General features: G+C 61.1%; 10 protein-coding genes. All 10 read left to right on the forward strand.

The annotated features are described in order from the left end of the window. Positions 1 to 4: 4 nt before the first annotated feature. The 10 genes from DMP08_RS00830 (at position 5) to DMP08_RS00875 (ending at position 12,218) form a co-directional block, all read left to right on the forward strand. Positions 5 to 1,480 carry an HD domain-containing response regulator gene (locus tag DMP08_RS00830; protein ID WP_211328360.1) on the forward strand — a complete coding sequence of 492 codons (1,476 nt, stop codon included), beginning with the start codon at positions 5 to 7 and terminating at the stop codon, positions 1,478 to 1,480. Positions 1,481 to 1,764: 284 nt separating this feature from the next. After that, entirely contained in the window at positions 1,765 to 2,667 is a 903-nt protein-coding gene (locus tag DMP08_RS00835; RefSeq protein WP_123191112.1) for a substrate-binding domain-containing protein, read from the forward strand. Between the two features lie 30 nt (positions 2,668 to 2,697). Further along, the gene (pstC, locus tag DMP08_RS00840) at positions 2,698 to 3,570 is read left to right on the forward strand and encodes a phosphate ABC transporter permease subunit PstC (RefSeq protein WP_123191113.1); all 873 of its coding nucleotides are present in this window, start codon (positions 2,698 to 2,700) and stop codon (positions 3,568 to 3,570) included. Next, positions 3,570 to 4,538 carry a phosphate ABC transporter permease PstA gene (gene pstA / locus DMP08_RS00845; protein WP_123191114.1) on the forward strand — a complete coding sequence of 323 codons (969 nt, stop codon included), beginning with the start codon at positions 3,570 to 3,572 and terminating at the stop codon, positions 4,536 to 4,538. The genes pstC and pstA overlap by 1 nt, the downstream gene beginning before the upstream one ends. Continuing rightward, a complete protein-coding gene (gene pstB / locus DMP08_RS00850) occupies positions 4,531 to 5,400 on the forward strand; it encodes a phosphate ABC transporter ATP-binding protein PstB (RefSeq protein WP_123191115.1) in 870 nt (289 codons plus the stop codon). The genes pstA and pstB overlap by 8 nt, the downstream gene beginning before the upstream one ends. A 635-nt stretch (positions 5,401 to 6,035) precedes the next feature. Then, a complete protein-coding gene (locus DMP08_RS00855; RefSeq protein WP_114566536.1) occupies positions 6,036 to 6,728 on the forward strand; it encodes a winged helix-turn-helix domain-containing protein in 693 nt (230 codons plus the stop codon). 3 nt (positions 6,729 to 6,731) lie between these two features. Then, entirely contained in the window at positions 6,732 to 8,201 is a 1,470-nt protein-coding gene (locus DMP08_RS00860) for a sensor histidine kinase (protein WP_123191116.1), read from the forward strand. Positions 8,202 to 8,649: 448 nt separating this feature from the next. Next, positions 8,650 to 9,990, forward strand: coding sequence for a replication-associated recombination protein A (locus DMP08_RS00865; RefSeq protein ID WP_123191117.1), 1,341 nt, complete (start codon positions 8,650 to 8,652; stop codon positions 9,988 to 9,990). Between the two features lie 104 nt (positions 9,991 to 10,094). After that, positions 10,095 to 10,883 carry a ribonuclease E domain-containing protein gene (locus DMP08_RS00870; protein WP_123191118.1) on the forward strand — a complete coding sequence of 263 codons (789 nt, stop codon included), beginning with the start codon at positions 10,095 to 10,097 and terminating at the stop codon, positions 10,881 to 10,883. Between the two features lie 30 nt (positions 10,884 to 10,913). Beyond that, positions 10,914 to 12,218: an AI-2E family transporter gene (locus DMP08_RS00875; protein WP_244596713.1), complete on the forward strand. Its 1,305-nt coding sequence runs from the start codon at positions 10,914 to 10,916 to the stop codon at positions 12,216 to 12,218. Positions 12,219 to 12,225 lie beyond the last annotated feature (7 nt).

Here is a 12,225-nt window from a genome sequence, read left to right on the forward strand (position 1 = left end):
TATTATGGTCGTTGATGACGAAGAGGGGATCATCGACACCGTTGTTGCCATGGTGAATCGCAGCGGATACTGGTGCAAGGGGTTCACCAATCCGCTTGAAGCGCTCGAGGAGCTTGAGCGCGAGCACTACGACCTGCTCATCCTTGACTATTTTATGCAATCCATTCACGGCGACGAGGTGGTCGAGCGCATTCGCAAGACCGATTACGAGCTGTACATACTTCTTCTGACCGGGCATAAAGAGCTTGCGCCGCCGGTGAGCACGCTCAAGTCTTTGGCTATTCAGGCGTATTGCGAGAAAAGCGACCGTACCGATCAGCTGCAGTTGCTGGTGGAATCCGGCGTCAAGTCCATCAGCCAGATGCGCACCATAAAGCAGTTCCAGGAAGGACTCAACAGCATTTTGGGCGCCGTCCCCAAAATCTACCAGCTTCAGCCCATCGGCAACATACTCGAGGAGATTCTTCGTCAGATTCTGCCCCTGGTAAACGGCGAGGACGCGTTCATTCTCATAGACGAGCTGCCTGAATCGTTCGATCCTGCGGCAGGCGCGGGCTCTCAAGAGCGCAAGAGCATCTTCTGCGGCATCGGCGCATACCGCGGCTCAGTGGACTCGTTCACCAACCTTTTGGATCACGACCTCATGGAGGCCGTCGGTCGCGCGCGCACGGATTGTGCGCTCTTACATGCCCCCGAGGGCGTGGTGCTGCCGCTGTGCGACGAACAGAAGCGTTCGCTCGGGGTGATTTACGCGCGCAACGTGTCGAGCGAGTACGGCATCAAGCTTTTGGAGATTTACGCCCATCAAGCTGCGTCGTCTATCAGCAACGCGTTTCTGCATTCGCTCGTCAATATCAAAAACGAGGAACTGCATGACACGTACGCGCAGCTCAAGCAGCGATACATGGATACGGTCGAGGTGCTGCGCCTGGCGGTCGACGCGAAAGACGAGTACACGCGCGGCCACTCCGATCGCGTGGCGGCCTTGGCGGTGGAGATCGGTCGAGCGTACGGGTTCGATGCCGATGCGCTCGAAGAACTGCGGGTGGCCGGTCTGTTCCACGACATCGGCAAGATTGGGACCGCCGATGACATTCTGCTCAAAACCGACACGCTCGACGATGTCGAATACGAAGAGATCAAGCGTCATCCCATGAAGGGAGCCATGATCTTGTCGGCGGTGTCGATGTTCGAGAGCATTGTGCCCGTGATCAGGCATCACCACGAGCGTTACGACGGACGGGGCTACCCTGACGGCATCGCCGGTCAAGACATCGAGCTGAATGCGCGCATTATCGCGGTGGCGGACGCGTTCGATGCCATGACCTCGGATCGCCAGTACCGGGCGCATCTTTCGTTCGAAGACGCAGTGCAACAGCTGCGCGACGGCGCGGGCACCCAGTTCGATCCTTCCGTGGTCGATTGCATGCTTCGCCTGATCGAGACGCAGCCCAGAATCTTGCGTATCGTGCGTCGTTAGCTTGTTTTGGTACGCGGCGTTGCCAGCGTATCCGGGTGCGCGCCGTGCTCGTCGGCCTTCTGGCTGACGGGTGAGCGTGCCGGTCCTTCCAGGTGCCAACTTTGGTTCGTAATTAAGTAATTGTAATTCTGAACTGGGAAAACGGTAAACTTTACAGAGTTTTAACCCGTATCCGACATTCCTTTGATGCTTCAACTTCATCATGTTCTTTGCAACGGGCCGGAAGGCCCGTACTACTGCAGCCAGTATTGCGCCAACGGGGGCGCATCGAAGGAAGGAAGAGCATGAAGAAGCGTTTGGTTATGGCGGTGAGCGCGGCAGCGCTGGCGCTGGGTCTGTTCGGGCTGTTCGGGTGCGCGTCAGGCAACGGCGGGTCGGCTGGCGACGAGGGCGCGTCCTCGTCGCCGTCGGGCGCGGTTTCCGTGTATTCGCGCGAAGACGGCTCTGGCACGCGCGGCGCGTTCGTCGAGCTGCTCGGCATCGAGGAGAAGGACGCCAACGGCAAGAAAGTCGACATGACCACGCCTTCGGCGGCCATCACGAACTCCACGTCCGTCATGATGACGTCCGTGTCCGGCGACAAGAACGGCATCGGATACATTTCCCTGGGCTCTCTGAACGACACGGTGAAGGCCCTTGCCATCGATGGCGCTCAGCCGACGGCCGAAAACGTGAAGAGCGGCGAGTACAAGGTTGCTCGTCCCTTCAACATCGTGACGAAGGACGGCCTGTCCGACGTGGCTCAGGATTTCGTGGCTTACATCATGAGCGCTGACGGCCAGAAGGTTGTCGAAGAGAACGGCTTTATCTCGGTTGCCGACGGTGCTTCTGCCTACAAGGCTTCCGGCAAGTCCGGCAAGATCGTCATCGCGGGTTCCTCTTCGGTGACTCCGGTTATGGAGAAGCTGGCCGAGGCTTACAAAGCGCTCAACTCCGGCGTGACCATCGAGGTGAACCAGTCCGATTCCACCACGGGCGTCAACATGGCTACGGAAGGCACCTGCGACATCGGCATGGTTTCCCGCGAGCTGAAAGACTCCGAGACCGGCGTCAAGGCGACGGTTATCGCGCAGGACGGCATCGCCATCATCGTGAACAACGGCTCTGCGGTGGACGGCCTTACGTCCGATCAGGTGAAGGGCATATACACCGGCCAGCTGACCACGTGGGAAGACGCGCTGGCCTAAGGGCGAGCGACGTAATCGAGTAGGACTCGCATGTCTCGCGTACACATCAAAGAAGGCATTGCGAAGGCGCTGTTCGTAGCTGCCGCGGGGATCTCGATCCTCGCGGTGGCCCTTATCTGCGTCTTCCTTTTCGCGAACGGCGTACCGGCTATCGCGCAGATCGGCCTTCCGGAATTTCTCTTCGGTACAACGTGGCGTCCGGCCAACGATATCTACGGTATCTTCCCCATGATCGTGGGCAGCGTATACGTAACGGCGGGCGCTATGGTGGTGGGCGTTCCCACGGGGCTTCTGTGCGCTATCTTCCTGTCCCGGTTCGCCAGCGGCAAGATCGCGGCGGTGCTCAAGCCGGGCGTGGAGCTTTTGGCGGGCATTCCGTCGGTCGTGTACGGTTTCTTCGGCCTGGTGATCATCGTGCCGTTCATTCGCGCCAACGCCCCGGCCGACGCTCCGGGCAACGGCTTGTCCTTGCTGGCGGCTGCCGTGCTTCTGGGCATCATGATCCTGCCCACCATTATCACCGTCGCGCAAAGCGCGCTTGACGCCGTTCCCAAGAAGTACTACGAAGGGGCGCTTGCCCTAGGCGCGGATCACGAACGTACGGTGTTTCGCGTTATCGTGCCTGCCGCCGTGTCCGGCATCATGGCCGCGGTGGTGCTGGGAGTGGGGCGCGCCATCGGCGAGACCATGGCCGTCATCATGGTCGCCGGCAACCAAACGCTCATTCCCGAGAGCATATTCAGCGGCGTGCGCACCATGACGGCGAACATCGTGCTGGAGATGGGCTACGCCGCCGACCTGCACCGCGGTGCGCTGGTGGCAACCGGCGTGGTGCTGTTCGTGTTCGTCTTGCTCATCACCATGTTGTTCAACGTCATCAAGAAACGGGGTGAGATGAAATAATGGCGCCGAAACTGACTATTGCCTACGAATCCGCCGACGCGGGCCCCGTTGCGCCGTCCAATCCAAGCGACCGCATCGACGCCTTGTTCGCAGCCGCGGAAGCCCGTCACGGCAAAACCCGCCGCATCGTATCCGCCCTTCTGCGCTGGGTCGTGTACCTGGGCGCCTTGGTCACGGCTGCGGTGCTCTTGTTCATAGTGGGATACATCCTGGTGAACGGCGTGCCGTACCTCACGCCCAGCCTGTTCGCCTGGGAGTACACGTCCGACAACGTGTCGCTTATGCCTGCGCTGGTGAACACCCTGGTCATGGCGGGCCTTTCCCTGATCATGGCGGTGCCTGTGGGCGTTGGCTCCGCGATCTATCTGGTTGAATACGCGAAGCGCGGCAGCAAGTTCGTGCAGATCGTGCGCACGACCACCGAAACGCTGCAGGGCATTCCCTCCATTATATACGGCCTGTTCGGCATGCTGTTCTTCGTGACGGCCCTGCAATGGGGGCTGTCCCTTATGGCGGGCGCATGCACGCTGGCCATCATGGTGCTTCCCGTGGTCATGCGCACCACCGAAGAGGCGCTGCTGGCCGTTCCCGATGCCTATCGCGAAGGCGGTTTCGGCTTGGGGGCCGGTCGCTTGCGCACGGTGTTTCGCTGCGTGCTGCCCACGGCCGTTCCGGGTATTCTGGGCGGCGTTATTCTGGCGCTCGGTCGGTGCGTCGGCGAGGTGGCAGCCCTTATCTTCACCGCGGGTTCCATCGCTCAGATTCCCAATTTCTTGGATGCGGGCGCCATGGCCGTGTTCGATTCAGCGCGCACGCTGGCCGTGCATATGTACGTGCTTGCCAGCGAGGGCCTGCACGTGAACGAGACGTACGCTACGGCGGTGGTCTTGCTGATCATGGTGGTGTTGCTCAACTTGATGGCCACCTTCGCCGCGAAAAAGATGAACAAGGGAGGCAAAGATGACTAATGCCACGCTCGAGAAGGCTGCCGATCAGGTGATCGTCAGCCCTACCTACATGCCCACCGCTCAGGGCCAGGCCGCGGATCGCCGCGCGAAGGCCAAGGCGCCGTCCAACGCTCCCGCCAAAATGAGCGTGCGCGACCTTGACCTGTACTACAAGGATTTCCATGCGCTGAAAAACATCAACCTTGATTTTCCCAAGAACCAGGTGACAGCCCTCATCGGACCGTCTGGCTGCGGTAAGTCCACGCTGCTCAAGTCGCTCAATCGCATGAACGATCTGGTGGAGGGCTGCCGCGTTGAAGGTGAGATCGCCCTCGACGGAGAGGATGCCTATCGCTCCCTGGACGTGAACAACCTGCGCCGCCGCGTGGGCATGGTGTTCCAGCAGCCCAATCCGTTTCCCATGAGCGTGTACGACAACGTGGCGTTCGGCCCGCGTACGCACGGCGTCAAAAACCGCGCCGATTTGGACGAGATCGTCGAGCAGAGCCTGCGCGACGCTGCCATTTGGGACGAGCTCAAAGATCGCCTGAAGAAGAACGCGCTGGGCTTGTCCGGCGGACAGCAGCAGCGTCTGTGCATCGCCCGTGCGCTTGCCGTTCGTCCCGAGGTGCTGCTCATGGACGAGTCCACCAGTGCGCTCGACCCCATCTCCACGGCCAAGATCGAGGACTTGGTGGGCGAGCTCAAAAGCAAGTACACCGTCATCATGGTTACGCACAATATGCTGCAAGCGTTGCGCGTGTCCGACAAAACGGCGTTCTTCCTGTTGGGCGAGATGGTGGAGGCTGGCGATACCGACGACATCTTCACCAATCCGAACGATCCTCGCACCGCCGACTACGTCGCCGGACGGTTCGGCTAGTCCGAGCGGCACGCGAGGCTGCTGGCGGTGGGGCGTTCCGGCCGCCTTTCGCGTGGGGGCGAGACGCCCGCGCGAGGGCGGGGCGCCCCGTGCGGAGGGGCTGCCCTTGCGGGGCGCCCCGTGCGGCTACCACGCTTTCGATCGCAAGGACCGTCTCGCCTGCGTGGGTCCCGGCGTGGGCTCTGCCGTGGACGCGCGCGAGCTTTTTGCGCCGGGACCTTCAGGCTGTTCGGTCGTTTCGACAGCGGATGCCGCAAAGCTTGGTACAGAATCACGGGCCTGCGCTCCTTGATCAGCCCATTACTTGCGGTTGTTTTGAGCGCTTGCATCAACAGGCCAGGTCATTGAAGCTTGACGGATTCGGCGGTTGCTGGAGGCGTTTGTTCAAGAGCGCAGACCCGCAATCCCGTGCCAAGTTCGGAGATTTTCGCCGCCAGAAAATCCTCCTGTCCGTTCGCAGGCCTCGTTCCGGTCGGCTGCACGGACGCTGCGGGGCGCCCTTGGGGTTCGGCCGGCTGCCGAGGGCATGACCTCCGCACCACTTTACGCAAATTTGACTCGCTCGTTGTCCCGTTGGCAAGCGCGCTGCTTTACAATGGGCCGAAACGACCGAAGCTGCCACCCGGGAGCCATCAATGATTTACTACGTAGAAGACGATACCAATATCCGCGACCTTACGGTGTACGCGCTCAAGCAGGCGGGATTCGAGGCCGAGGGGTTCGCTGCGGCTGGCGAGTTCTTCGCGGCCTGCCGAGAGCGCGTGCCGGAGCTGGTCCTTTTGGACATCATGCTGCCCGAAATCGACGGGTTGGAAATCCTGCACATGCTGCGCGAGGACGCCAGCACGAAGCACCTGCCCGTTATGATGCTTACTGCCAAGGGAACGGAGTTCGACACCGTGTGCGGTCTCGATGCCGGCGCCGACGATTACCTGGCGAAGCCCTTCGGCATGATGGAGCTGGTGTCGCGTGTGAACGCGCTCATGCGCCGCGCCTCCGCGCCGGCGGTCATTCCCGATGACGACATGGCGTGCGGTCCGATCGAGCTGTGCGTTTCAGCCCATACGGTGTCGGTGGACGGTCAGCCGGTCACGCTTACGCTCAAGGAGTTCGACTTGCTGCATACGCTCATGAAGAACGCAGGGCACGTGCTGTCGCGTCGGCAGCTGCTTGAGGATGTGTGGGGCATGACGTACGTGGGCGAGACGCGCACGGTGGACGTCCATATCCAAACGCTGCGTCAGAAGCTCTCGGCGGTTCGCGAAGGCGCCGATTCCTGCATTAAAACGGTGCGTGGCGTTGGCTATTGCATCAAGCAGCCTTCTTAAACTATGAGTCCCACGCATTTTACGGTGAAGAGCCTTTCGGGAAAAATCTTCTCGAGCGTCCTTGCGTTCACGTTGGGCATTATCTTGGTGCTGGCCGTGGTCATGACCACCATCTACTACCTGTCCTACGAGCACGATGCCGAAGCGGAGATCGCCGCGAACGCGCAGAATGCCGCCACGTACCTGAACGCTACGCCCACGTCGGCCAACTTGCCCGCGCTCAAGGAGCAGTTCTCGGGTCTGACCCGTTACACGCTGATCGGCGCGGATGGAACGGTGCTCTTCGACAGCGCCGCCGACACGGCGCACATGGACAACCATGCCGACCGTCCCGAGGTGCAGGAGGCTGCGAAGTCGGGCGAGGCCGTGACCATGCGCTATTCAGAAACGCTTGGAACCGACACCGTGTACGCGGCCGTGAAGCTTGACGACGGTACGTTCGTGCGCCTGTCCGAAACGCGCCATTCGCTGCTGTCGTTTCTGGGCGACATGCTCATGCCGGTTCTGGTGGCGCTCGTCATCGCCGTGGCCTTGGTGTTCTTGCTGTCCAAGGAGCTTACGAAGCGCATCATGAAGCCCATCGATGCGCTCGATTTTTCCAGTCCGCTTGAAAACGAGATCTACGAAGAGATGGATCCGCTGCTCATTCGCATCGACGAGCAGCAGCGCCAGCTCAAGCAGCAGAACCGCGAGCTTGCCGAAGCGGAGAACATGCGCCGCGACTTTTCAAGTAACGTGAGCCATGAGATGAAAACTCCCTTGCAGGTTATCTCCGGCTACGCCGAGCTCATGAAGAACGACATGGTGCAGCCGGCTGATCGCCAGAAGTTCGCCGCGCTCATCTACGACGAGGCCCAGGCTATGCGCTCGCTCATCAACGACGTGCTGACCTTGTCGAAGCTTGACGAATCGGCGTTCGGCAAAGAGGGCGCGTCCGTGATCGATCTGCACGGCGTGGCCCAGCGCGTGGCGGGACGCTTGTCCAGCTTCGCCGCCGATCAGAACGTGAGCGTACGCGTCGAAGGCGGTCGCGCCTGCATTGCCGGCAGCGAGACCCTTGCGGAAGAGATGCTCTACAACCTGATCGAGAACGGAATCCGCTACAATCACGACGGCGGAAAGGTGACCATGTCGGTTGGGCTGGAGATGACGAAGGCCTCCCGTTGTGCGGAGCGGGCTTCGCGTGCCGAGAGCCCTTCGCAGCGTTGCGCGGCGGGGGAGGGGCAGCCGTCGGTGCAGAAGCAGGCCGTGGTGCGCGTGAGCGATACGGGGCCGGGCATTCCCGAGGAGATGCACGACAAGATATTCGAGCGCTTCTTCCGGGTTGATAAAAGCCGTTCGAAGGAGACGGGCGGCACGGGCCTGGGCCTTGCCATCGTCAAGCACGCGGTCATCCATCACGGCGGAACGATCACGGTGGAAAGCGCCGAAGGCAAGGGAACCACCTTCGTGCTTCGGTTCCCGGCGGAATAGCGCTGAGGGCGGCCGGCGTCGGCGCTGAAGGGGTTGGCATCGGGGCGGGGAAGCCGAACTGCATCCTCGTGCGGGGCGCATGAGGATGCAGCGTAGTTCTGCGCTCGAAAAGATTGCTGAGTCAGCGATCTTGCAAGAAGAAAGCCCTGCCCCCGGCCAGAAGGATGAACCCACCTCAAAAGGTGGGTGCTCGCAGTTCGCTTCCTGGCTTTCGTATCAACAGATGCGAATCTCCATTCCACGCACTATCTTGAGCTCCCTCGTGTATTAGCATCGGTCCATCGCAAAGTATGGCTTCGAGGGCAGGACCTGTATTTGAGTATATGGGCATCGAAGGCAAAATAAAGTCTTGACATATATTTTCATGAAAAGGATCTCGAAAACAGCAAAGCCTGATTCGAAAAGCAGCTTCTAGGCAAACAAGCGTTCGCATGGTACCATACGACCCATGGATACCTTATTTACAGCAATGGAGAACGAACGGAAGTCTCAAGTGGCGCCTCTGGCGGTGCGCATGCGTCCGCGCACGCTCGAAGAAGTCGTCGGGCAAGAAGAGGCCGTCGGTCCGGGAAGCTGGCTGCGCAACGCGATCGAGCAGGACCGCCTGAGCTCGGTCATACTGTTCGGCCCCGCCGGAACGGGCAAAACGTCCTTGGCTCACGTCATCGCGGAAACCACGAAGGCAACGTTTGTGGAGGTGTCGGCCATCGGGGGCACCGTTTCGGACCTCAGGCGCGAGATCGACGCGGCTGAAAAGCGCCTGTCCATGAGCGGTTTGCGCACTATTCTCTTCGTCGACGAGATCCATCGTTTCAACCGCAGCCAGCAAGACACCTTGCTGCACGCGGTGGAAGATCGTGTGGTGGTGCTGGTGGGCGCTACCACGGAAAACCCGTTTTTCGAGGTGAACTCGGCGCTGATCAGCCGCTCCCGGGTGGTCGAGCTGCACGGTCTGTCCGACGAGGAGATCGTTCGCCTGGTGAATCGCGCCGTTGTGGACGAACGGGGCCTGGCGGGTCTTTACCAGCTCGATGCCAAGGCGCTGCAGGCCATCGTGCTCCTGGCGGGAGGGGATGGGCGTACCGCGCTCACCACGCTCGAGCTTGCGGCGGGCATGGTGGAGCCGGGAACCTCGAAGGATCCGGCCACCGTTTCGGAGGAAGCCGTGCGCGCCGCCACGCCGCATCGTGCTCTTCCTTACGATAAGAACAAGGACATGCACTACGACGTTATTTCCGCGTTCATCAAATCCATGCGAGGAAGCGACCCCGATGCCGCCCTGTATTGGCTTGCTCGCATGATCGACGGAGGAGAAGACCCCAAGTTCATTGCGCGTCGCATGTTCATCGCCGCTTCCGAAGACATTGGAAACGCCGATCCTCAAGCGCTGCTTATTGCCGAGGCAGCGTTCAAATCGGCCGAGGTGATCGGCTATCCCGAATGCCGCATCAACCTGGCTCAGGCGGCAATCTACTTGGCCCTTGCCCCGAAAAGCAATGCGGCCGAGGCCGGCATCGATGCCGCGTTGGCCGAAGTGCGCAACGGTCCTTTGCGCAACGTACCGGACCACTTGCGCGACCGGCACCGTCCGGGATCGGAGCAGTACGGCGTGTACAAGTACCCGCACAGCTATCCAAGCGGGTGGGTTGCCCAGCGCTACCTGCCCGACGGCTTGGAGCGGGGGTGCTTCTATCGCTCTAGCGACCGTGGATGGGAGGCGTATCGCAGCGAAGCCGCTGCTCGGGATCGCCTTTCTTCAGGAGAAAACCCCACGTCGCGCGAAAGGTAACCGATTTCCAACTCCTGTGAACGAGGGGTGGAAAGGCGGAGCGATCTCGTTAGAATCAAAACCGATCGTGCTATAGTGTAGGCTTCGGAAACAGGAGGCTTCTCGTGGAATTCAGCGAACTTATCAGCGTGGCGTTGCCGGTTGTCTACGTGATCGTCGGAGCGGTTCTCGTATGGCTGGCCGTCGAGTTGATCATGACGGTGCGCAAAGCGCGCCAGACGGTCGAGGACCTGCACAAGCAGGTCGAGCCCACCCTTGCAAGCGTCGAGCGCATAACCGCGTCTTTGGAGCCGGTGGCGGCGAAGGTCGATCCGCTGGTTGACCGCGTGTCGCTGACGGTGGACGCCGCAAACCTTGAGCTTATGCGGGTCGATCAGATTCTCGAAGACGTAAACGAGATCACCGACACCGTGTCCTCTGCCGTCGAGGCCGTCGATACGGTGACGAACGCCCCTATGGAACTGGTGAGCTCCGTTACCAATCGCGTGCGCAGCGCCTTCAAGCCGCGCCGCGCCAGCGACGAATCCGTTGCGCTCGGTCAGGCGAAGGCTGAGCAAGAGGCGCGGTTCGAGCAGGCGTCGAATGCGTCCGTGACGCAAACTGCCGCCGCTGCAACCCAGGTGGTCAAGGAAGCGGCCGTCACGGCTGCTAAAGCCACGCAGGAAGCGGTTGCCGAGCAGCGCGAACAGCGGGCTGAACAGCGCGTCCAGCGTGAGGAGAAGGCGGCTGCCAAGAGGGCTGTTGCCGAGAAGACGGCCGAAACCGCCGCCACCATGGCCGATGCGGTGACCGCTTCCGTTGACGAGGACGCTGCAACTGCTCCCAAGTACTTCACTTATGACGGCGCCCCTCAGTCTGCGGATTCCCGAGGTGCGTCCGCCCAGGATCGCTAGGATCGCCCGACGCGCGAAGGAGCATGCCCTGTGGATATACCCAAGATCGAGCTGGAATCGGCTGATTCCGCCGTGAAAACCGAGAAGGCGAAACGAAGCTTTCTCATGGTGTGGACGGCGGTCGGCGCCATCCTGCTAACCGGCGTGGCCGTATACCTGTTCAATATCCTAAGCGTACCGGTCGGAATCGTTCTCTGGTCCGTCATCATCGTGTTCTGCCTGCGCGGGCCGGTGTCCAAGCTGGAGAAGCTGGGCGTGCCGCGCATGTGGGGAACCGCGATAGCCTACGTCCTCATGTTCGCCGTTCTTGCCGTGGTGTGCCTGCTCATGTTCTCGCCCGTTTTCGGCGTGGGCGACCAGTTCGTGAACCTTATCGAGAGCATCCCCACGTATGTTAACGACATCATCGTTTGGGGCAATGCCGTGTACTCCCAGTATTCCGACATCCTTGCGAACGCTGATGTCCAGAAGTACCTCAACGATGCGCTCGAGGCCTTCGGCGCATGGGCGTCCGACTTTGCGAAAACCAGCGCCACGGGCGTCGTGGCTATCGGCGCGGGCGTGGTCAACAGCTTGGTGGCCGTGGGCTTTTCGCTGGTGGTCGCGTTTTGGATCCTCATGGAGCTGCCGGCCATCGGACGCGAGAGCATGCGCTTGGCGGGCCCGAAGCATGCCGAAACCATCGAGATGCTGCATGTCACGTTCACGCGCGTCATGGGCGGCTACATCAAAGGAACCCTTTTGCAGTGCGCCATCATCGGCGTGGGCTGCGGCGTGGTGTTCGGCATGCTGGGCATTCCCAACTACGCGGCTCTGGGCGGCATCACCGGCCTGCTCAACATCATTCCCATCGTGGGCCCGTGGCTGGGCGGCGCTCTTGCCGCCATCGTCGGAGTGTTCGTGAGCCCGTGGATCGCGCTGTTCGCCCTGCTGGCCACCATCGTCATCCAGCAGGTCGTGTACACGTTCATATCCCCGAAGATCATGGCGAACTCCGTGGACGTGCACCCGGCCCTCACCCTGATCGCCTTGATGGCCGGTTCCGCCATCGGCGGCGCGATGAGCGGATTCATGGGATCTCTCGTGGGCATGCTGGCTTCCATCCCCGCCGTGGCTGTTGCGAAGTCCGTTTTCGTGTATTATTTCGAGAAGCGCACGGGACGCCAGTTGGTGAGCGAAGACGGGGTGTTCTTCCAGGGAACGCCGGCGTCGGACGGCAAGCTGGATCCCATGGCCGATGCGATTTCGCCGCATCCCGACGTGTCGGCGGCGTTCGACCGCGTCGAACAGCGCAAGGCAGAGGCCAAGCGGGCTCGCCATCGTAAGAAACGCTGAGCGTCGT

It is taken from the genome of Paraeggerthella hongkongensis, from assembly GCF_003726035.1.
In the GTDB taxonomy this organism is placed as follows: domain Bacteria; phylum Actinomycetota; class Coriobacteriia; order Coriobacteriales; family Eggerthellaceae; genus Paraeggerthella; species Paraeggerthella hongkongensis.

Excerpts from the sequence above, each read along its gene's own strand:
- pstA (WP_123191114.1), top strand. The coding sequence starts at position 3,570 with ATGGCGCCGAAACTGACTATTGCCTACGAATCCGCCGACGCGGGCCCC.
- DMP08_RS00830 (WP_211328360.1), top strand. The coding sequence starts at position 5 with ATGGTCGTTGATGACGAAGAGGGGATCATCGACACCGTTGTTGCCATG.
- DMP08_RS00860 (WP_123191116.1), top strand. The coding sequence starts at position 6,732 with ATGAGTCCCACGCATTTTACGGTGAAGAGCCTTTCGGGAAAAATCTTC.
- DMP08_RS00865 (WP_123191117.1), top strand. The coding sequence starts at position 8,650 with ATGGATACCTTATTTACAGCAATGGAGAACGAACGGAAGTCTCAAGTG.
- pstC (WP_123191113.1), top strand. The coding sequence starts at position 2,698 with ATGTCTCGCGTACACATCAAAGAAGGCATTGCGAAGGCGCTGTTCGTA.
- DMP08_RS00855 (WP_114566536.1), top strand. The coding sequence starts at position 6,036 with ATGATTTACTACGTAGAAGACGATACCAATATCCGCGACCTTACGGTG.
- DMP08_RS00835 (WP_123191112.1), top strand. The coding sequence starts at position 1,765 with ATGAAGAAGCGTTTGGTTATGGCGGTGAGCGCGGCAGCGCTGGCGCTG.
- pstB (WP_123191115.1), top strand. The coding sequence starts at position 4,531 with ATGACTAATGCCACGCTCGAGAAGGCTGCCGATCAGGTGATCGTCAGC.